At 64.7% G+C, this 20,233-nt stretch carries 19 protein-coding genes; 13 read left to right on the forward strand and 6 right to left on the reverse strand.

What is annotated here, in order from left to right; translation table 11 throughout:
* Window positions 1-45: 45 nt before the first annotated feature.
* A complete protein-coding gene (locus tag KZO25_RS14585; protein ID WP_066445797.1) occupies window positions 46-1,014 on the reverse strand; it encodes an MBL fold metallo-hydrolase in 969 nt (322 codons plus the stop codon).
* Between the two features lie 373 nt (window positions 1,015-1,387).
* Between KZO25_RS14585 and KZO25_RS14590 the strand changes: the two genes are divergently transcribed.
* From KZO25_RS14590 to KZO25_RS14605, 4 genes are read left to right on the forward strand one after another with little or no spacing between them, the layout of a single operon-like run.
* Window positions 1,388-2,443, forward strand: a complete 1,056-nt coding sequence (locus tag KZO25_RS14590) for a TRAP transporter substrate-binding protein (protein WP_223137510.1) — start codon at window positions 1,388-1,390, stop codon at window positions 2,441-2,443.
* Between the two features lie 24 nt (window positions 2,444-2,467).
* A complete protein-coding gene (locus KZO25_RS14595; protein ID WP_066445788.1) occupies window positions 2,468-3,019 on the forward strand; it encodes a TRAP transporter small permease in 552 nt (183 codons plus the stop codon).
* Window positions 3,016-4,311, forward strand: coding sequence for a TRAP transporter large permease (locus KZO25_RS14600; protein WP_066445786.1), 1,296 nt, complete (start codon window positions 3,016-3,018; stop codon window positions 4,309-4,311). The genes KZO25_RS14595 and KZO25_RS14600 overlap by 4 nt, the downstream gene beginning before the upstream one ends.
* Before the next feature lie 51 nt (window positions 4,312-4,362).
* Window positions 4,363-4,866 (forward strand): MarR family winged helix-turn-helix transcriptional regulator, encoded by a 504-nt coding sequence (locus KZO25_RS14605; RefSeq protein WP_410505413.1) that lies wholly within the window; start codon window positions 4,363-4,365, stop codon window positions 4,864-4,866.
* 18 nt (window positions 4,867-4,884) lie between these two features.
* On the opposite strand, the gene KZO25_RS14610 is transcribed toward KZO25_RS14605, so the two are convergent.
* The 3 genes from KZO25_RS14610 to KZO25_RS14620 form a co-directional block, all read right to left on the reverse strand.
* Window positions 4,885-5,409 carry a DUF1566 domain-containing protein gene (locus KZO25_RS14610; protein ID WP_223137511.1) on the reverse strand — a complete coding sequence of 175 codons (525 nt, stop codon included), beginning with the start codon at window positions 5,407-5,409 and terminating at the stop codon, window positions 4,885-4,887.
* Window positions 5,406-6,245, reverse strand: a complete 840-nt coding sequence (locus KZO25_RS14615) for an IclR family transcriptional regulator (protein ID WP_223137512.1) — start codon at window positions 6,243-6,245, stop codon at window positions 5,406-5,408. The genes KZO25_RS14610 and KZO25_RS14615 overlap by 4 nt, the downstream gene beginning before the upstream one ends.
* Window positions 6,246-6,404: 159 nt before the next feature.
* Complete coding sequence (locus KZO25_RS14620) at window positions 6,405-7,196, reverse strand: enoyl-CoA hydratase (RefSeq protein ID WP_223137513.1); 792 nt, start codon at window positions 7,194-7,196, stop codon at window positions 6,405-6,407.
* A gap of 95 nt (window positions 7,197-7,291) precedes the next feature.
* Here KZO25_RS14620 and KZO25_RS14625 point away from each other — a divergent pair, with 95 nt between their 5' ends.
* A complete protein-coding gene (locus KZO25_RS14625) occupies window positions 7,292-8,536 on the forward strand; it encodes an amino acid deaminase (protein ID WP_223137514.1) in 1,245 nt (414 codons plus the stop codon).
* Here KZO25_RS14625 and KZO25_RS14630 read toward each other — a convergent pair.
* Both KZO25_RS14630 and serA read right to left on the reverse strand, forming a co-directional pair.
* Window positions 8,533-9,435: a DMT family transporter gene (locus tag KZO25_RS14630; protein ID WP_066445767.1), complete on the reverse strand. Its 903-nt coding sequence runs from the start codon at window positions 9,433-9,435 to the stop codon at window positions 8,533-8,535. The two genes, KZO25_RS14625 and KZO25_RS14630, sit on opposite strands and share 4 nt — an antisense overlap.
* A 159-nt stretch (window positions 9,436-9,594) precedes the next feature.
* A complete protein-coding gene (serA, locus tag KZO25_RS14635; RefSeq protein WP_066445763.1) occupies window positions 9,595-10,845 on the reverse strand; it encodes a phosphoglycerate dehydrogenase in 1,251 nt (416 codons plus the stop codon).
* Window positions 10,846-11,122: 277 nt separating this feature from the next.
* On the opposite strand from serA, the gene KZO25_RS14640 reads away from it, so the two are divergent.
* The 8 genes from KZO25_RS14640 to tssG all read left to right on the forward strand — a co-directional run bounded on the left by KZO25_RS14640 (window position 11,123) and on the right by tssG (window position 20,233).
* Window positions 11,123-11,422, forward strand: a complete 300-nt coding sequence (locus KZO25_RS14640) for an exodeoxyribonuclease VII small subunit (RefSeq protein ID WP_066445761.1) — start codon at window positions 11,123-11,125, stop codon at window positions 11,420-11,422.
* Window positions 11,409-12,296 carry a farnesyl diphosphate synthase gene (locus KZO25_RS14645; protein ID WP_223137540.1) on the forward strand — a complete coding sequence of 296 codons (888 nt, stop codon included), beginning with the start codon at window positions 11,409-11,411 and terminating at the stop codon, window positions 12,294-12,296. Before KZO25_RS14640 ends, KZO25_RS14645 begins: the two co-directional genes overlap by 14 nt.
* A gap of 51 nt (window positions 12,297-12,347) precedes the next feature.
* Complete coding sequence (gene dxs / locus KZO25_RS14650) at window positions 12,348-14,252, forward strand: 1-deoxy-D-xylulose-5-phosphate synthase (RefSeq protein WP_223137515.1); 1,905 nt, start codon at window positions 12,348-12,350, stop codon at window positions 14,250-14,252.
* Window positions 14,253-14,893: 641 nt separating this feature from the next.
* A complete protein-coding gene (tssB, locus tag KZO25_RS14655; protein ID WP_223137516.1) occupies window positions 14,894-15,403 on the forward strand; it encodes a type VI secretion system contractile sheath small subunit in 510 nt (169 codons plus the stop codon).
* Between the two features lie 77 nt (window positions 15,404-15,480).
* Window positions 15,481-16,962, forward strand: coding sequence for a type VI secretion system contractile sheath large subunit (gene tssC, locus KZO25_RS14660; protein WP_223137517.1), 1,482 nt, complete (start codon window positions 15,481-15,483; stop codon window positions 16,960-16,962).
* Between the two features lie 15 nt (window positions 16,963-16,977).
* Window positions 16,978-17,409 carry a type VI secretion system baseplate subunit TssE gene (tssE, locus tag KZO25_RS14665; RefSeq protein ID WP_114479268.1) on the forward strand — a complete coding sequence of 144 codons (432 nt, stop codon included), beginning with the start codon at window positions 16,978-16,980 and terminating at the stop codon, window positions 17,407-17,409.
* Window positions 17,410-17,483: 74 nt separating this feature from the next.
* Window positions 17,484-19,247 carry a type VI secretion system baseplate subunit TssF gene (gene tssF, locus KZO25_RS14670; RefSeq protein WP_223137518.1) on the forward strand — a complete coding sequence of 588 codons (1,764 nt, stop codon included), beginning with the start codon at window positions 17,484-17,486 and terminating at the stop codon, window positions 19,245-19,247.
* Window positions 19,211-20,233, forward strand: coding sequence for a type VI secretion system baseplate subunit TssG (gene tssG / locus KZO25_RS14675; RefSeq protein ID WP_223137519.1), 1,023 nt, complete (start codon window positions 19,211-19,213; stop codon window positions 20,231-20,233). The genes tssF and tssG overlap by 37 nt, the downstream gene beginning before the upstream one ends.

Consider the following 20,233-nt stretch of genomic DNA (forward strand, 5'->3'; position numbering starts at 1 on the left):
CCTGTCGCCGGCGACGCGCATCTTGAACGTTGGGAAAGCAGAGCGTTACTGGTTCTCGACCACTTCCTGCAGCGAGTGCCACATGGCGGTATCGCGCTCGGCGGTCCAGATCCGCGGATCCGGATACTCGCCGCCCGCCTCGTCATAGCAGCGGGTGATGTCGAAGGGCACGCAGTGATCGAAGATCACCCAGTGGCCGTACTTCGGCTTGAGCAGGGCGTAGGTCTCGGCATAGCACTCGGAGAGCGTCTTGCCGGCGGCCTTGCCCGCCTTGACGCTTTCATACATGTCATTGAGGAAGTCGCGGGTACCTTGGATGGCTTCCTGGCACTGCTCGGGGGTCTGCAGCGCCTCACCGCGGCCCGGCACCAGCTTCTGCGGGGCCATTGCCTGAAGGCGGTCGAGGGTGGCCGGCCAGTATTCGTGATAAGCGTCGCCGGTGTAGGGCGTGGCGCCATATTCGACCAGGTCGCCGGAGAACATCACCTTCTCCTCGGGCAGCCAGACGATGGTATCGCCTTTGGTGTGGCCGCGGCCCAGATGAATGATGCGCACCTCGCGCTTGCCCATGTACACCGTCAGTTCCTCCTGGAAGACGATGTTCGGCCAGGTCAGGCCGGGCACGGAGTCCACCCCCTTGAACAGGCGCGGGAAGCGGCCGACCTCGGATTCATAGTCCTGCTGGCCGCGCTCGACGATCAGGTCGTAGGTATGCTGGCTGGCGTAGATGTTCTCGGCGTCGTAGGCGGAGGCGCCCAGCACTCGCACGGCGTGGTAGTGGGTCAGAACCACGTGCTTGATCGGCAGGTCCGTGATTTCGCGGATCCGGCGGATCACGTCCTGGGCCATGATCGGAGTGGCCTGGGTATCGATCACCATCACGCTGTCGTCGCCGATGATGACACCGCTATTGGGGTCGCCCTCGGCGGTATAGGCGTAAAGGCCTTCGGCCAGCTTGGTAAAGCTGATCTGCTTCTCTTCAGTATCGGCGTGCGAGGCGAATTTCTTGCTCATGGTTCCTCTCCAATGTCTCGTCGGGGGCGCCTGATCAGGGGATAGATGACAGCAGCTCTCGACCCGATCGGCGTGTCAGGTTGAACCGAGCATAGTTGCTTTTGAAACTATATGTCCAGTTGTCCTGACATTGGTTTCAGACACTGTCGCCGTGAAAATGGGAAATACTTGCCTAAGATCATGGATTTCTTTAGTTTTTAATACCTAAGTCTAATACGAATTTTCGCCAAATTAGTTGCAGGGGAGAGTAACTGCGGTCATGGTGACAGCGGAGAATACGAAGACTGAAAGCTCTTGGCCGATGGCTTCCAGAGCCCAGTCGACAAGACCGTAATTCGGCGCATGTCGCCCCGTGACGACGTAGGAGCACAACATGAACAAGACAACTCGCCTGATTGCCGGCGCCCTGGCGACGCTCGGCCTGGGTCTCGGTACCCCGGCTCTGGCCCAGACAACTATTACCGTAAGTACCTGGGGTGGCCCCAACCATGGTGTCAACACCATCGTCTGGCCGTCCTGGAAAGCATGGATCGAAGAGGCCACCGAAGGTCGCGTGACCGTTGAAGTCGTGCACGACATGGGGCCCCCGGCGGCACAGATGGAGATCGTTGCCGACGGCATCGCCGATGCCAGCTGGATTTTCCACGCCCACATGGCAGGACGTTTCCTGGCCACGCAGCTGCCGGAATTCCCCACCTTCGAGGAGTTCTCCTCCGAGGACGCCGCTGCTGCCTACTGGCACACTCATCAGGAGCACCTGGCCCAGGCCAATGAGCACCGCGGGATCGACGTGATGGCCATGGGCGTGCATGGCCCCGGTCAGATATTCACCCGTGATCAGGTCGACGACCTGGACGGCCTGGCCGGCAAGCGGCTACGTGTCGGCGGCGGTGTAATGAGCGGCCTGGCCGATGCCATGGGCGTGACCGGCGTGGCACTGCCGCCCACCGGCGTCTACGAAGCCGCCTCCCAGGGCGTGGTCGACGGCGCCATGCTGACCCTGGAAAGCCTGCGCAGCTTCCGGGTCGCCGAAGTGGCCCCCCATGCCCTGACCGTGGACGGCGGCTTCTATCGCGGCAGCTTCGCCATCATCATGAACCCGATGGTCTGGAACCAGATATCCGACGAGGATCGCGAGGCGATCGAGTCGGTTTCCGGCGAGCACCTGTCGCGCCTGTTCGGCTACATGATGGATGTCTCCGACGAGAGCGGCGTCGAGTTCGCCAATGAGCGTGGCCAGACCTTTACCCAGGTGCCCGAGGAGGATATCGAGCGGCTGCGTGGCGTGACCGAGGAGCTGATCGCCGCATGGGCCGCCGATGTGGAAGATCGCGGTGTCGACGCCGATGCCGCGCTTGAGCACTTCCGTGAGCAGCTTGCCCTGGCCGCCGAGAGCGAAGGCATCGCCGACCGCGTGGTACGCCAGTAACGTTCCGGCTAGCGGAGACTTTTCATGCCGACCCTGTCGACATTCTGGTTACGGGCCGGCCGTATCATGCAGCTGGGGCTGGAGGGGGTGGCGGGAGCCACCCTCTTCGCCATGATGCTGCTGACCACGGCGGACGTGATCGGTCGCTATTTCTTCAATTCGCCGATTCTCGGCACCGTCGAACTGACCCAGCTGATGCTGGCGGCCGTGGTGTTCCTGTCGCTGCCGGTGGTGTGCTGGCGCCAGGAGCACGTCAGCGTCGACCTGCTCGATGCCATCTTTCCCGCACGGCTGGTGTGGGTGCGTGAGGTGATCGTCAACCTGATCGTCACCGGCGCGCTGTGGGTCATGGCCCGCCGGGTCTGGGCGCTGGGCGAGCGTGCCATGGAATGGGGAGACGTCACCGAGTTCCTGCGTATCCCCAACGGTTACCTGATCTATCTGATTTCCATCATGCTGGCAGCGTCGGCGCTGCTGACGCTGCTGCGAGCCGTGCTCTACTTCCTCGAGGGTATCAAGGTACTCGAGCGTGGCGGCCCGCTCAGTCCTGAGAAAGGCAAGGGAGGCGATACATGATTGAAGCACTCTACGGGTTCGCCGCCCTGCTGCTGCTGGCGTTCCTGCGCGTGCCGCTGGCCTTTGCCATGGGCATCGTTGGTTTCGGAGGCTTCTACTACCTGACCGGCAACTGGAACGCCGCCGAGGCCATGGCCGCGCGCCGGGTGGTGGACACCGCCATGGACTATGGGCTGTCGGTGATCCCGCTGTTCATCCTGATGGGCAACTTTGTCTCCCACGCCGGGCTGTCGGATGCCCTGTTCCGTGCCTCCAACGGTTTTCTGGGTCACCGCAAGGGTGGCCAGGCGATGGCCACCATCGTTGCCTGCGGCGGCTTCAGCGCCATCTGCGGCTCGAGTCTCGCCACCTGCGCCACCATGGGGCGCGTGGCAATGCCGCAGATGCGCAAGTATGGCTACAAGGACTCGCTGGCCGCGGCCTCCATTGCCGCCGGCGGCACCCTGGGGATACTGATCCCGCCAAGCGTGATGCTGGTGATCTACGGCATTCTCACCGAGACCAGCATTCGCGAGCTGTTCGCTGCCGGCTTCATTCCCGGCGTGCTGGGGATATTTCTCTACCTGGGGGCGGTGAAATGGGTCATGTGGCGCGACCCGGACGCGGGCCCTGCCGGCGAGAGGGTGCCCTGGCCCGAGCGCATGAAGGCACTCAAGAGCGTGGGCAGTACCCTGGCGCTGTTCGTGCTGGTGATCGGTGGCATCTACCTGGGCGTGTTCACCCCCACCGAGGCGGCCGGCATCGGTGCCATGGGCGCCTTCCTCATCGCCCTGGCGCGGCGAGCACTGACGCCCCAGGTACTGATGAACGTGCTGATGGACACCGTGCGCACCACTGCCATGTTGTTCGCCGTGATTCTTACCGCCCTCATCTTTGCCAACTTCATCAACCGGGCGGGCCTGCCCAGCGATCTGCTGGCCTTTGTCAATGCGCTGGATATCGCGCCCTTCATGGTGATCCTGGTGATACTCGCCATCTATATCCTGCTGGGCTGCGTGTTCGAGAGCATGTCGATGCTGCTGCTCACCGTGCCGGTCTTCTTCCCGGTGGTGGCGGGCCTGGGTTACGACCTGGTGTGGTTCGGCATCCTGGTGGTGATCGTGATCGAGATCAGCCTGATCACGCCGCCAGTGGGGATGAACGTCTTCGTGCTGCGGGCGGTGCTGCCGGATGTCTCCACGGGAACGATCTTCCGCGGCGTGACGCCGTTCTGGGTGGCCGGCATGGTTCGTGCGTTGCTGGTGCTGCTGTTCCCGGCTATTGTGCTGTTCCTGCCGCAACTGCTCTATTGATTTCGCTATTGATGTCAGACCGGGCGTGGGATGAGGAGAGCCGCGATGAACATGGAAGACACCCAAGCCGATAGCGCCAGGGATGGCGCCGTCGGTACCGAAGGGCCGTCGACAAAGCCTGAGCTGGATCTCAACCAGTTCCTGCCCTATCGACTCAATAGCCTGGCCGACCGCATCAGCCAGGCGTTGGCCGAGCTCTATGCGGAGCGCTACCAGCTCAATATCGCCCAGTGGCGTGTATTGGCCTGGCTCAGCCACTGCGACGAGCTGACGGCGAAGAAGGTATGCGCCTACACCAACATGGACAAGGCCCGCGTCTCTCGGGCCATCCAGGCCCTGGAGGACCGGGGACTGATCAGCCGCACGCCGTCGCCCCGGGATCAGCGGCTGCACGACCTGCATCTCACCCCGGCGGGCCAGGCACTGCTGACCGAGCTGATTCCCGCGGCCCAGGCCTGGGAAGCCGAACTGGTCGCGACCCTCACCGCAGGCGAGTATCGCGACCTGCTCAACGTGATGCGCAAGCTGGAACGGCAGCTGGAGCGGATTGGCTAAAAGGGCTGGTCGTGTCGGTTATGGCGTGGCACAGGAGGGAGCCGCGTTTTCCAGCGGTATCACCGGCCGCAGGTAGAATTGTCCGCCCATGTTGCAGCGCGTGCGCCCCTCGCCGCTGAAGTCGACGAAGCAGTCCTGTTGGGAGTGCCCGCCGGCACTTGCCTGGTTCCAGAACCAGCCAGCCGGCGTGTCCGGGAAGGCGTCGAGGTCGATAGCCATGGGCGCCTGTCCCTGACGCTCTTCCGGAGGCTGCATCAGTCCACGCAGCTCATGGAAGCGGGGCAAGCGCCAAGGGCAGTTTGGGCTTGCCAGCGCCTGGATTCGTGACTGTGCCTCACTCCAGCTGAAGCGCTCGGCTTCGCCCAGGCATCGCCCGTCCTGGTATTGTTGACCCAGGCTGCAGCGCATCCAGGCGAGTTGCTGGCGCTTGTCGATGACCACGCCATGAGGTTCGCTTTCATCGCTGGCCGCGCTGCTGCCCCAGGCGACACCGCACGCTGCCAGAAGCACTCCCGCAACCATCACCCGAGTGAGCAGGCTCATGCCTCTACCGTCATCTCGGAAGGAACGCGCCCGCCAAGACGGGCGGTGATTTCCGCGGCGGTTTCACGCACCAGCTCGCCGAGCTCCACCAGGCGAGATTCGGGAATGCGCGCCACCGGGCCGGAAACCGAGATCGCCGCCAGCGGTGTGCCATGCTCGTTGTGTACGCAGGCCGCCACGCAGTGCAGGCCGATGGCGTGCTCCTCGCGGTCGCAGGCGTAGCCCTGCTGGCGGATCTCGGCCAGGCCGGCCCGCAGGGAGTCGGGCGTGTGCAGGGTGTTCTCGGTCACCCGGGACAGGCCCCGCTCGGCCAGCACGCGTTCGAACTCGTCATCGGGGAGCCAGGCCATGAGCGCCTTGCCGACTCCCGAGGCATGCAGAGGCGCCCGGGAGCCGAGGCGGGTGATCATGCGCATCATCTGTGGCGATTCGCTCTGGGCCAGGAATACCGCCGTGGCACCATCGCGGATGCCCAGGTTGGCGGTTTCGCCGGTCTGGGCGGTCAGGCGGCGCAGGAAGGGCCGGCTGGTGGCCACGAAGTCCCGGGCCTCCAGGAAGCTGTTGCCGATCCGGAAGGTCTTGACGTCGATCTTCCACACGCCGAGCTCGTTGTCCTGGGTGATGAAGCCCTGGCTCTGCAGGGCCTGGAGCAGCCGATGGGTGGTGGAGGGCGCCAGGTCGACCATCTCGGCCAGCTCGGACAAGGCGAGGCCCCCCGGGGTTGCCGCCAGCCGCTCGAGCAGGTTGAGCCCGCGCACCAGCGATTGGCTATGGCCACTGGTACTCTTGCCGGGACCTGGCGGCCGTCCCGCCGTTCTGCGTTTGACTTCACTCACCTGCATGGTCTCCAAATTCTCGGTGGGCCTTGTGTTGGCACACGTAGCAGCCAGGGTCAGGCCTTCTTGTCGAAATGAAAGCAGCTCTCAGGATACCCGCTCCGTTTCACCTTGTCGCGGCGACGGAAAAGCCTTCCATTCTCTCTTTCCCACGTCTTTTCAGCGATGCCGCCAGATCGGCGGGCGTTTCTTGATGAAGGCATCGATGCCCTCGGCCACATCTTCGGCCATCATGTTGCAGGCCATGGTGTCGCCGGCGAAGGCGTAGGCCTCATCCAGCGGCATCTGCAGCTGGCGCTGGAACATGGCCTTGCCGGTGCGCACCGCCACGGCACTCTTGGCGCAGATGCTGTCGGTCAGTTGGCCGAGCATCGCATCCAAGGCTTCCTCCTCTGCGACCCGGTTGATCAAGCCCCAGTCCAGGGCCTGGTCGGCGTCGATGAAGTCGCCGGTGAAGAGCATCTCCTGGGCGCGCTTGCGACCGACGCTGCGCGAGAGCGCCACTGCCGGGGTGGCGCAGAACAGCCCCACGTTGATACCCGATACGGCAAAGCGGGCCGAGCGGGCCGCCACGGCCAGGTCGCAGCTGGCCACCAGCTGGCAGCCGGCGGCGGTGGCGATGCCCTGGACCCGGGCGATCACCGGCACCGGCAGGCTGACGATGCGCTGCATGACCTCACCACAATGCGCGAACAGCGATCGGTAGTAGGCTTCGTCGGGGTTGGCGCGCATCTGCTTGAGATCGTGACCGGCACAGAAGGCCTTGCCGGTGGCGGCGATGACTACGCAGCGCACCGTGTCATCCTCGGCCAGACTGGAGAGTTCATTATCCAGTGCTGCCAGCATCTCCTCGGAAAGCGCATTGAACTGGCGCGGACGATTCATCGTCAGGGTGGCGACCCCGCCCTCGTCGCGGCGGATCAGCGGCATGTCGTCATCAGTCGTCTGCATTGATATATCCTAGAGTGGGCCCGCCACCAGCCTAGCCCGTCACGACCGTCTTTCGTCATGCCTGCGACCAAAGACGGTGCCGCCAGGAGACCATCATGATCGAACCGAACTCCCGCCATCCGGACGCTACCTCACTGCATAAAGGGCTGCCCGAGACCGGCAACCGTCTGCTGGCCGATGTGAGCTTGCCCGCTGCCGTCATTCATGAGGCGGCACTGGCCCACAACCTGGCCTGGATGCAGCGTTTCTGCGAGGCCCACGGGGCGCGGCTGGCTCCCCATGGCAAGACCACCATGATACCGGCGCTTTTTCATCGGCAGCTGCAAGCGGGAGCCTGGGGTATCACCCTGGCAACGGCCGCGCAGTGTCGAGCAGCCTTTGCCCACGGTGTCCGGCGTTTACTGATGGCCAACCAGCTCGTCGGTGAGGCCAACATGGCCATTGTTGCCGGATTGATCGAAGCCGGTGCCGACTTCTACTGCGTGGTCGACAGTGCCGAGAACGTTCGTCAACTGGGGCGCTATTTCGCGGCCCGTGGCCTGCGCCTGCAGGTGCTGATCGAGCTGGGTGTCGACGGGGCTCGCTGTGGCTGTCGTGGTCAGAACGAGGTGATGGCACTGGGCGAACTGGTGGAGAGCGAGCAGGCCCTGGTGCTGTCGGGACTGGAGGGCTTTGAGGGCGTGGTCCATGGCGACGACCAGGAGTCCCAGGTGCGCGGGTATGCCTGGCAGCTGGTAGAAGCCGCCCAGGCCCTGGACCACGATGGGCTGATTGAGAATCCCCATCCCTTGATCACGGCATCCGGGTCGGTCTGGTATGACCTGGTAGCCGAGGTCTTTCTGGAGGCTGGGCTAGGCAGCCACTTTGTCCCGGTCCTTCGCCCCGGCTGCTACGTGGTACACGACCACGGCATCTATCGCTCGGCCCAGCATGCGGTGCTGGGGCGGAGACCCGGTATCGATCAGGGCCTCCGGCCGGCACTGGAAGTCTATGCCCAGGTGGTGTCGCTACCCGAACCTGGCTTGGCCATTCTCGGTCTTGGCAAGCGTGATATCGGCCATGACCAGTTGCCCGAGCCGCTGCGCCGCCATCGAGAGGGTGGCAGCATCGGTGACATTCTCTCGGTGGCAGGGTGGCGTATCACCAAATTGATGGACCAGCATGCCTTTGTCACATTGCCCCATGACGAGCGGGATGAGCCGCGCCATGATCCGGTCAGGGTCGGTGACATCGTCGCCCTGGGGATTTCACACCCCTGTCTGACCTTCGACAAGTGGCGTCGGCTATGCCGGGTGGATGAGCGCCTCGAGGTTATCGAAGTGCTGGAAACCTGCTTCTAGGAGCCTGCCGCCTCACGCAGGGCCTTGAGCCGCGCCAGTCGGTCGCCGAACAGATAGGCGCCCAGGGCCAGCAGGATGATCAGTGCGCCCAGCAGCATGGTGGGCGAGGGCTGCTCTTGGTTCAGCGCCATGCCCAGGCCGAGCGCCAGGATCGGCGTGATCAGTGTCACCAGCGCCACGGTGGCAGCTGGCAGTCGCGAGAGAATCAGGAAGTAGCAGAGAAACCCCAGCAGCGAGCCGAACAGGGCGAGATAGAGGACCGACCACAGGCCGCGGGTGGTGAGCGGCACCGCAAGGGGCTCGCCGCTGGCAAGCCACAGCACGAAGAAGCACGGCAGGCTGAGCGCCAGGGCGCCGAGGGTCTGCTCCAGGGGACCTAGCCCGGCGGCAACGCGTTGAACGGCGATGCCGCTGCCGCTGAACAGCGTTACTGCCACCAGCATCAGTGCCAGCGCCAGGAACTGGTCCTGCCCCAGCGCCAGGCTATCGGCGAAGACCACCGCCAGGCCCACCACGCCCAGGGCGCAGCCCAGCCAGTGCCAGCGCTTCAGCTTTGTGGCCCCCGGCAGCACCTGCAGGATGAGTCCGGAAATCAGGGGCGCCATGCCGAACATCACCGACATCAGCCCCGACGGCAGCGTCATGGAGGCGTGATAGCTCAACGCCATGGCCCCGAATACCCCGGGGACGGCGGCGGCATAGCTGGTCATGGCCCGGCGGTCCAGCCGCAGCCGCTCACGGCGCAGGAACAGTACCACCGCCAGCCCCGCCAGCAGGGCGATCAGCATGCGAAGCAGTACGCTGCCGACCGGCGCGCCCGCTTCGGCGCTCCATTTGATGGTCAGTGGCGTGGTGGCCCACACCAGCACTACGATCAGGTAAGCGACTCCGGTCGGCATGCAATCATCCTTGCTGCTGCCCATGGGCAGGATATTATTCGGATAGTAACCATTAGCACAAAAAACACCGCTGCGTCATACGACGCAGCGGTGTTGTCGGTCTGGAGCCTGTCGGACTTAACGCTGAGCTACTGCCTGGGCTTGCGGCGCTAGCCGGCCTCAATCCTGGAAGTTGGTCTCGGAGTAGAGCACCCGTACCTTGAGCGTGTGCTCTACCTGGCGCAGGGCTTCCAGTGCCTGGGGGCCATAGGCCTTGTCCACGTCGATGACCACGTAGCCGACCTTCTCGTTGGTCTGCAGGTACTGGCCGGAGATGTTGATATTGCTCTCGGAGAGGACGCGGTTGATCTCGGAGAGCACCCCCGGCACGTTTTCGTGGATATGCAGCACGCGATGCTTGTCCGGGTGCGCCGGCAGGGCCACCTCGGGGAAGTTGACCGAAGTGACGGTGGTGCCGTTGTCGGAATAAGTGATCAGCTTCTCGGAGACCTCGATGCCGATGTTCTCCTGGGCCTCCAGCGTGGAGCCGCCCACGTGTGGCGTGAGAATCACGTTGTCCAGGCCACGCAGGGGGCTGACGAACTCCTCGTCGTTACCCTTGGGTTCCACCGGGAAGACGTCGATGGCGGCGCCGTAGAGCCGGCCCTCCTTCAGTGCCTCGGCCAGATCCTCGATCACCACCACGCTGCCGCGGGAAGCGTTGATCAGGATGCCACTGCGCTTCATCAGCGCCAGCTGCTCCCTGGCGATCATCCACTTGGTGGAGGGCAGTTCCGGCACGTGCAGGCTGACCACGTCGGCACGGGCCAGCAGCTCTTCCAGGCTGGCCACCTGGTTGGCGTTACCCATGCCGAGCTTGGTCACCACATCGTAGAAGATGACGTTGAAGCCCAGCGATTCCGCCAGCACCGAGAGCTGGGCACCGATATTGCCGTAGCCGACGATACCCAGGGTCTTGCCGCGGGCCTCATGGGAATTCTTGGCGCTCTTCAGCCAGCCGCCCTGATGGGCATGGGCGTTCTTCTGGGGAATGCCGCGAAGCAGCATGATCGCCTCGGCCAGCACCAGCTCCGCCACTGAACGCGTGTTGGAGTAGGGCGCATTGAACACCGGGATACCACGGATCAGCGCCGAGGTCAGGTCGACCTGATTGGTGCCGATGCAGAAACAGCCCACGGCCGCGAGCTTCTCGGCCGCCTCGAACACGCGCGAGTTGAGCTGGGTGCGCGAGCGAATGCCGATGAAGTGAACGTCCCGTACCTTCTCGACCAGCGTCGCCTCGTCCAGCGAGGTCGCCACGTGTTCGATGTTGGTGTAACCGGCGTTCAGGAAATTGTCCACCGCGCTCTGGTGGACGCCCTCGAGCAGCAGGATTTTGATCTTGCTCTTGTCCAGGGACGTTTTGGCCATGGTCGAATCAACCCCTTCTTCGGTGCGAGCCGCATGCGGTGACGGGACAGCCGTGCCGCGACAGTAGTGAGCCTGAAGGCCTGCCGAACAGCGAGGAAAGGGCATTGGCAGGCTTGAAACAGGGCGCTTATGGTAGCACAGCCGCTTCGGGTGAAGATGAAAATGCTGCGCCGCGAAGATGAGCGGGCTGCAGGTTGTTGCGGGCGGCAGACGAACACCGGGGGAGAGCGTGTATACTGTGGCCCCTATAGATAGCGGTGATGGGCTGGGACTTTCCATGGCAGAGCGAGACAAGCAACCGTCGTCAGAGACGATGGCGAGCGATGAGGCCGGTGCCGACTTCGCCACCACCGTCGAGCGACTGGAACAGTTGGTGGAGCGGCTGGAGTCCGGCGAGCTGTCGCTGGAGGGCTCGCTTGCTGCCTTCGAGCAGGGAGTGCGCCTGACCCGCGACGCCCAGCGTCGCCTCGACGAGGCCGAACTGCGGGTGCGAACCCTGGTCGAGGGCCCGGAAGGCGGCGTCGACTTCGACAGTTTCAGTGCGCCATCCGAGGAGGAGGCCGATAGTGAACGCTGACCCCTTCGCGGTGCGTCTGGCCGCCGATCGTGCCCGGGTGGATGCCTTCCTGGCGCGCGCCTTCGATGCGCGCCAGACCGCCGCCCCTCGCCTGGATGAGGCCATGCGGCATGGGCTGCTGGTGGGCGGCAAGCGGCTGCGTCCGGTGCTGGTCTACCTGGCCGGCCGTGCGCTGGGTGCCTCCGACGCTGACCTGGATCCCTCGGCCGCTGCGGTGGAGCTGGTTCATGCTTACTCGCTGGTACATGACGACCTGCCCGCCATGGACGACGATGACTTGCGCCGCGGCCAGCCCACGGTGCATCGCGCCTATGACGAGGCCACGGCGATATTGGCCGGCGATGCCCTGCAGACCCTCGCCTTCGAGGTGCTGGCCAGTGCCGCCCATCCGCGGCTGCCCGCACTGATGCTGACACTCGCCCGGGCCGCCGGCCGCGACGGCATGGTGGGCGGACAGGCGCTGGACCTGGCGGCCGTTGGCGGCCACCCTGACGTCGAGGCCCTGGCCACCATGCACGCCCACAAGACCGGCGCGCTGATTCGTGCCGCGGTGCGCATGGGAGCGCTGACGGCGGTGGTCGAGAGCGACCCCAGGGTGGCGGCGCTGGAACACTACGCCCAAGCCCTTGGCCTGGCCTTCCAGATACACGATGACGTCCTCGACGTGACCGGTGATACCCGCACACTGGGCAAGGCCTCCGGCGCCGATGCGGCCCGCGACAAGCCCACCTACCCGGCACTGCTGGGGTTGGATGGCGCCCGGGCCCGGGCCTTGGAGCTGACCGAGGAGGCCCTGGTGGCCCTGGCGCCGCTGGGCGAGGCGAGTGCACCGCTGGCCGAGCTGGCCCGCTACATGATCGAACGAGACCACTGAGGAGGCGTTGAAAGCAGTGATTCAGCGATTCCCTGACAGACAGAAGCCTACATGAAGCTCTACGACGAAATTCCCGGCGAGCGCCCGGTGACACCGCTGCTCGACACGCTGGATACCCCGGCGGCGCTGCGGGCGATGAACGCCGGCCAACTGGTACAGCTGGCCGATGAGCTGCGTGCCTACCTGCTCTACAGCGTCGGGGCTTCCGGTGGCCATTTTGGCGCCGGCCTGGGCGTGGTGGAACTCACCGTGGCGCTGCATCACGCCCTGGAGACCCCCCACGACCGGCTGGTGTGGGACGTGGGGCACCAGGCCTACCCGCACAAGATCCTCACCGGCCGGCGCGAGGCCATGGCCTCCATACGCCAGTACGGCGGCCTGGCCGCCTTCCCGCGCCGTGCCGAGTCGAAGTACGATACCTTCGGCGTGGGCCACTCCAGCACCTCGATCTCGGCGGCGCTGGGCATGGCCCTGGCGGCGCGCACCCGGGGCGAGAAGCGGCGTATCTGTGCGGTGATCGGCGACGGCGCCCTGACCGCCGGCATGGCCTTCGAGGCACTGGCCCATGCCGGTCATGTGGACGCCAACCTGTTGGTGGTGCTCAACGACAACGAGATGTCGATCTCCGAGAACGTCGGCGGCATCGCCAGCTACCTGGCGAGCATCCTCTCCAGCAAGCCCTACCTGGCCATCCGCGAAGAGGGCAAGCGGGTGCTGTCGCATCTGCCGGGGGCGCTGGAGCTGGCGCGGCGCACCGAAGAGCACATGAAGGGCATGGTCAGCCCGGCCACGCTGTTCGAGGAGATGGGCTTCAACTATATCGGCCCCCTCGACGGCCACGACCTGCCCACCCTGGTCCAGACCCTGCGCAACATCCGTGACCTGGACGGCCCCCAGTTCCTCCACGTCAAGACGCGCAAGGGCCGCGGCTTCCTGCCCGCCGAGGCCGACCCCATCGGCTACCACGCCATCACCAAGCTGGAAAAAAACGGTGACGAGCCGACCAGCGCACCCGCTGCCCCCGCCAGGAAGGCACCCAAGTATTGCAACGTCTTCGGCGACTGGCTGTGCGACATGGCGGCCAGCGACGAGCGCCTGATCGGCATCACCCCGGCGATGCGCGAAGGCTCCGACCTGATTCGCTTCTCCAAGGAGTACCCCGAGCGCTACTACGACGTGGCCATCGCCGAGCAGCATGCGGTGACGCTGGCCGCCGGCATGGCCTGCGAGGCGATGAAGCCGGTGGTGGCGATCTACTCCACCTTCCTGCAGCGCGGCTACGATCAGCTGATTCACGACGTGGCGGTGCAGGGGCTCGATGTCACCTTCGCCATCGACCGGGCGGGCCTGGTCGGCGAGGACGGCCCCACCCATCACGGCAGCATGGATCTCTCCTACCTGCGCTGCGTGCCGGGCCTGGTGGTGCTGGCGCCCGCCGACGAGGCCGAGTGCCGCGCCATGCTCAGCGCCGCCTATCACTACCCCGGCCCCGCCGCGGTGCGCTACCCCCGCGGCAGCGGCCCCGGCGTGGCGATCCCGGCGAACCTGGTGCCGCTGGAGATCGGCAAGGCGGAGCATCGGCGCGAGGCCGGCAGCGACGGCAGTCGTATCGCACTGCTGGCCTTCGGCAGTCTCAACGGCCCCGCCGCTGCGGTGGCCGAAGCGCTGAACGCCACCCATATCAACATGCGCTCCATCAAGCCGCTGGACCGGGAGGCCATCCTGGCCGCCGCCGACGAGCACGACCTGCTGGTAACCCTGGAAGAGAACGTCGTGGCAGGCGGTGCCGGCAGCGCCGTCAACGAACTGCTTGCCGCCGAGGGGGTGCAGGTGGAACTCCTCAACCTCGGCCTGCCCGACGCCTTCGTCGAGCATGGCAAGCCGGCAGAACTGCTCGCCGAATGCGGGCTGGATGCACCGGGTATCGAAGCGGCCATTCGCGCGCGAATGGAGTAAATGTAGAGGCAATCGATAAACGAAACAGCGTGTGTTTCCAACCGGCCATGAACCTGGGTTCATGGCCGGTTTTTTCATATGGGGCTTTGGATTAACTCCCTGTTCCCCACGTCTTGACGGCTGGCATACCCGCTTCCACGCACGGTCGCGTAGCAGTCGTACGCAGAAAACCGCAGCGTCCACTGAGCGCATTGCGGAGTGATGGCGGCGTACATCGCTTATATTCGTGTAAGCCATTTCCTACAACGTCTGTAAGCAAAGGTGTATGTCGCATCAGCTGCTTCAAGATGCCTGGTTCAAATCCGACAAGATCCCAGCAACTTCCCGGAAGTTGGTGCTATTTGTTCTGTTTTCGTGCTCGTAAGTAACGTCCGCGTAAACTTGCCAGTCGTCCATGGCGTCGTTTGGCACATTCTCACTTCCTGTTTACCCTCTCGCGTCATCAGCTACAGCGGCTAACGCTTCTCCGTGTCCGCCGGCCTGTGCCTGGATCATCTCGCAACGGCGTGTTGTCCCGGCCAATCCGGCCGGCCCCGGCGTGGATTGCGTAACCTGTTCCTGGCTCGTTCAACGGGCCGGTATCAAGATGCAGCACTTAATCGTTCCAAAAAAACCAGCGGTTCGTCAGGGAGCTCCAGACAATGGCAAAGGAAGGGACCGTTGCGCCGAAAGAGCGCATCAATATCAAGTATGTACCGGCCACCGGTGACCAGCAGGCGGAAACCGAGCTACCGCTCAAGCTGCTGGTGGTAGGGGACTTCAAGGGTGGCGCGGAAGAGACGCCCATCGAGGAGCGCGACAAGGTCTCGGTGGACAAGAACAACTTCCAGTCGGTCATGCGCGAAGCGGGCCTTGGCCTGCAGGCTGCCGTGCCCAACCGCCTCGAAGAGGGCGAAGAGCCCACCGACCTGGCGGTGAACCTCTCATTCAAGTCACTGGAAGACTTCGCCCCCGACAGCGTGGCTCGGCAGGTGCCGGAGCTGCGCAAGCTGGTCGAGCTGCGTGAGGCGCTGGTTGCGCTCAAGGGGCCGCTGGGCAATGTGCCGGCCTTCCGCGATCAGCTGCAGAAGCTGATGGAGAGCGACGAGGCGCGTCAGCAGCTGCTCTCGGAGCTCGAGCTGCTCGATACGAACAACAAGGGCGACGCCTGATTCCTGTCGGACCAGGTGCAGGCAGATCAGATGCAGGAAGGCGATTCAACGCCAGGTAAAGGATTCGAGGCAACCCCATGACCGATTCGGTACAAACCCAGGGCCAGGCCGCTGGGGCCCAGGCTGAAGACTCCCTTCTCGACCAGGTGATGGCGCAGACGCGCATGGCACCGGCCGATGAAGGCTACGACATCGCCAAACAGGGTGTGGCGGCGTTCATCGCCGAGCTGCTGCAGAGCACCAGCGATGCGCCTCAGGTCAACAAGTCGGTCGTCGATCGCATGATCGTCGAGCTCGATCGCAAGATCGGCAGCCAGGTGGACGAGATCCTGCACGACCGGGGCTTCCAGGAGCTGGAATCGGCCTGGCGCGGCCTCAAGCTGCTGGTCGATCGCACCGACTTCCGCGAGAACATCAAGCTGGACGTGCTGCACGCCACCAAGGCAGAGCTGCTCGAGGACTTCGAGTTCGCTCCCGAGCTCAGCCAGAGCGGGCTCTACCAGCACGTCTATGCGGCGGAATACGGCCAGTTTGGCGGCGAGCCGGTCGCCGGCATCATCGGCCACTACGATTTCTCGCCCTCGACGCCGGACATCAAGCTGCTGCAGTTCACCGCCGCGGTGGGCGCCATGGCCCACGCCCCCTTCCTCTCCTCGGTGGCGCCGAGCTTCTTCGGTATCGACAGCTTCGAGGAGCTGCCTAATATCAAGGACTTCAAGGCGATCTTCGAAGGGCCGAAGTACGCCCGCTGGCGCAGCCTGCGTGAATCCGAGGATGCCCGCTACCTGGGCCTGACCGCGCCACGCTTCCTGCTGCGCATGCCCTACGACCCGGTGGAAAACCCGGTCAAGAGCTTCAATTACCGTGAAACGGTAAATGAGAACCACGAGCACTACCTTTGGGGCAACACCGCCTACCTGCTCGCCGAGCGCCTGACCGACAGCTTCGCCAAGTACCGCTGGTGCCCGAACATCATCGGCCCCCAGAGCGGCGGCGCCGTCGAGAACCTGCCGGTGCACACCTATGAGGCGCTGGGCCAGCTGCAGGCCAAGATTCCCACCGAGGTGCTGGTCACCGACCGGCGTGAATTCGAGATGGCCGAAGAGGGCTTCATCTCGCTGACCATGCGCAAGGGCAGCGACAACGCCGCCTTCTTCTCCGCCAACTCGGTGCAGAAGCCCAAGGTATTCCCCAACACGGCCGAAGGCAAGGCCGCCGAGACCAATTTCAAGCTCGGCACCCAGCTGCCCTACATGTTCATCATCAATCGCCTGGCGCACTACATCAAGGTGCTGCAGCGCGAGCAGATCGGTTCATGGAAGGAGCGTCAGGACCTCGAGCGCGAGCTCAACGCCTGGATTCGCCAGTACGTCGCCGACCAGGAAAATCCGCCGGCCGAGGTGCGTAGCCGCCGGCCGCTGCGGGCCGCCTCGATCCAGGTCTCCGACGTCGAGGGCGATCCGGGCTGGTATCAGGTCTCCATGGCGGTGCGTCCGCACTTCAAGTACATGGGCGCCAACTTCGAGCTGTCGCTGGTGGGTCGCCTCGACAAGGAGTAAGGGAGTGTCGCTGCCATGAGCCTTTACCGTGGTGGCGTGCTCGGCAACCGGCTGTTCGAGCGCCTGGCGGCGACCGGGCAGCCGGTCGAGGCAGGGGGCGAGGCCAGCCTCGCTGACACCGTGGAGTCCATCAAGCGACATCTCGTCGATCTGCTCAACAGCCACCCGGGACACAGCGAATGTGCGCCTGAGCTGGGGCTGCTCGACTTCAATGACGCGACCATCGGTGTGCTCGACCTGGAACTCAATATCCAGCGTGCCATTCGGCAGTGCATCGAACGCTTCGAGCCTCGAGTACAGCGAGTGGAAGTGGAGTCGTTGCCCCATGGCGGCGACCCCCTGCAGCTGCGGTTCCAGGTTCACGCAACCCTGGATCTTGGCCGGGACAACGCCCAGACCACCATCGATCTGCTGCTGAACGACAAACGCTATCAGTGCCTGAATTGAGAACCTGAATTGAGAACGAAGCGGCGCCGGAACGGAGCGTCCGTTTAGCCAAGCACCTGGGGAACGAGACTCGCATGCTGAATCGCTATTACCGGGACGAGCTCGACTTTCTGAAGTTGCAGGGGAAGGAGTTTGCCGAGGCCAATCCCGGTCTCAGCCGCTTCCTCTCCGAGCGCAGCACCGACCCGGACGTCGAGCGCCTGCTGGAAGGCTTTGCCTTCCTGACCGGGCGCATGCGGGAGAAGGTCGAGGACGAGTTCCCCGAGCTGACCCATTCGCTGATCAGCATGCTGTGGCCCAACTATCTGCGCCCGGTGCCGAGCATGACCGTCATGCAGTTCACTCCGAAATGGCATGCCCTGAGCGCGTCCCAGTCCGTGGCGGCGGGCACCGCGGTGGGGAGCCGGCCGGTGGACGGCACGGCCTGTCGCTTTCGCACCTGCCACGAGGTGGCGCTCTATCCGCTGCAGCATGCCGGCGTCGAAGCGCGACACTCCCGCGAGGCTTCGGTCGTCGAGCTGAATCTCGACGTTCGCAGCGATCAGCCCCTCGATGCCCTGGGCATCGACACGCTGCGGCTCCACCTGGGGGGCAATGGCTACACGGCGCGCAGCCTCTACCTGTGGCTGAACCACTACCTGTCGCGTATCGAGCTGGAGATCGACGGCGAACGTCGCCGCTTGCCCAACAGCCTGCTGCAGCCGGTGGGCTTCGCGCGGGAGGACGCCCTGCTGCCCTACCCGCGCAATGCCTACCAGGGCTATCGCATCCTGCAGGAGTATCTCTGCTTTCCCGAGGCCTTCCACTTCGTCGACCTGGCCTCCCTGGGGCGCCACCTGCCTTCCGTGCAGGCTCAGCGGCTGACGCTGCGCTTCGTATTTACCCGCACGCTGCCTGCAGATGCCAGGGTGCGTGACGAGCACCTGGCGCTCTACTGCACGCCTGCCATCAACCTGTTCACCCACGATGCCGACCCCATCGACCTGAGCGGCGAGCGCAGCGAGTACCACATTCGTCCCAGCAGCCGGTCGCCGGCCAACTACGAGGTGTTCAGCGTCGACGGGGTGCATGGCTGGCTGGAGAGCGAATCCGGCAAGGTCCGCGGCGAACCGCGCAACTATGTGCCCTTCGAGAGCTTCCAGCACCAGATCGAGCGTGACCGGAATCGCCAGGCGCTCTACTACCGGGTGCGGGTTCGCGACAGCCTGCGTGGCGATGGCTTCGATCACGACATCGCCTTCGTGCGCGGCGACGAGCGGGCGTGCCTGGGCATGCGCGAGACCATCTCGCTGCGGCTCACCTGCAGCAACCGCGAGCTACCCGAGAAGCTGACCGTGGGCGATATCTGCGTGTCCACCGAAAACAGCCCAGTGTATGCCGACTTTCGCAATATCACCCGGCCGACGCCGGCGCTTCGGCCGACCCTCGACGGCAGCCTGATGTGGACCTTGATCTCCAATCTATCGCTCAACTACCTGTCGCTGCTGCAGCGGGATGCGCTGTGTTCGGTGCTGCGCGCCTACGACTTCCGGGCGCTGGTCGACCGCCAGGCGGAGCGTGTCTCCCAGAAGCGCCTGGCGGGCATCACCGATATCGAGACCCAGTCCATCGACCGGCTCCAGCGCGGCTTGCCGGTGCGCGGGCTGCGTTCGGTCATGACCCTGGACCAGGAGGCCTTCGGCGACGAGGGCAGTCTTTACCTGTTCGGTAGCGTGCTGGCGCGGTTCTTCTCGCTCTACGCCAGCATCAACTCGTTCCATGAGCTGCATGTCATCAACCGACACAACCGCGAGCGCTACACATGGACCTTACAGTCGGGCCAGCAGCCGTTGATGTAGCGCCGGCTGCCCTGATCGAGGGGGCTCGACGCTACGATTTCTTCCAGCTCGTTGAGCTGTTGCACCGCCACCATGAGGATGATCTCGAAGGTGGTGGTGGCGGTAGCGTGCCTGTATTTGAACGGGTGCGCTACAGCGCCTCGGCGTCACTGGGCTTCCCCGGTAGCGACGTCTTGGCGCTTGCGCCCGGCGCCGATGGCGGCTACCGGCTGGAGGTCAGCTTCTTCGGGCTGCAGGGCTCCCAGTCGCCGCTGCCCGGCTACTACCTGGAGAGCCTGGCCCATGGCGCGGCCCACCACGAGGGTAGCGCCGGCGATTTCCTCGACTTCTTCAACCATCGCCTGCTGACCCTGGTTCATCGCGCCTGGCGCAAGTACCGCCACTATGTGCGCTACCAGGACAATGCCAGCGACGGCTTCTCCGCGGCCGTCTTTGCCCTGGTGGGCCTGGCCGATGCCGAGCTGCGCGGCGAGACGCCGATCAACTGGAGCAAGATGCTCGCCTATGCGGGCCTTCTCGCGGGGCGTTCGCGCTCCCCCGAGGTAGTGTGCAGCATCGTCGGCCACTGCTTCGACCTCGACGACGTGCATCTCGAGGAGTGGGTGCACCGCTGGGTGGTGATTCCCGAGGACCAGCGCAGCCGGTCGGGGCTTTCCGCCATGACGCTGGGGGAGGACATGATCGCCGGCGAGCGGGTCGCCGACATCGGCGGCAAGTTCGCCCTCTGCCTGAGGGGCCTGAGCCTCGCGCGCTTCCGCGATTTTCTGCCCGACGGCTGTGAGCACGCGCCGCTCAAGACCCTGGTGAACTTCGTGCTGCGCGAACCCCTGGCCTACGACCTCGAGCTCGAACTGCTGCCCAGTGCCGTCAAGCCGATGCGCCTGGGCGAGGCCGGCAGCTGCCAGCTCGGCTGGACCACCTTCGTCAACCCCGAATCCGGCGATGCTTCCAGGCGTCGCCGGGTACGCATACAGATGACAGGCTAA

Source organism: Halomonas sp. ANAO-440 (assembly GCF_019915905.1).
Classification (GTDB): Bacteria; Pseudomonadota; Gammaproteobacteria; order Pseudomonadales; family Halomonadaceae; genus Halomonas; species Halomonas chromatireducens.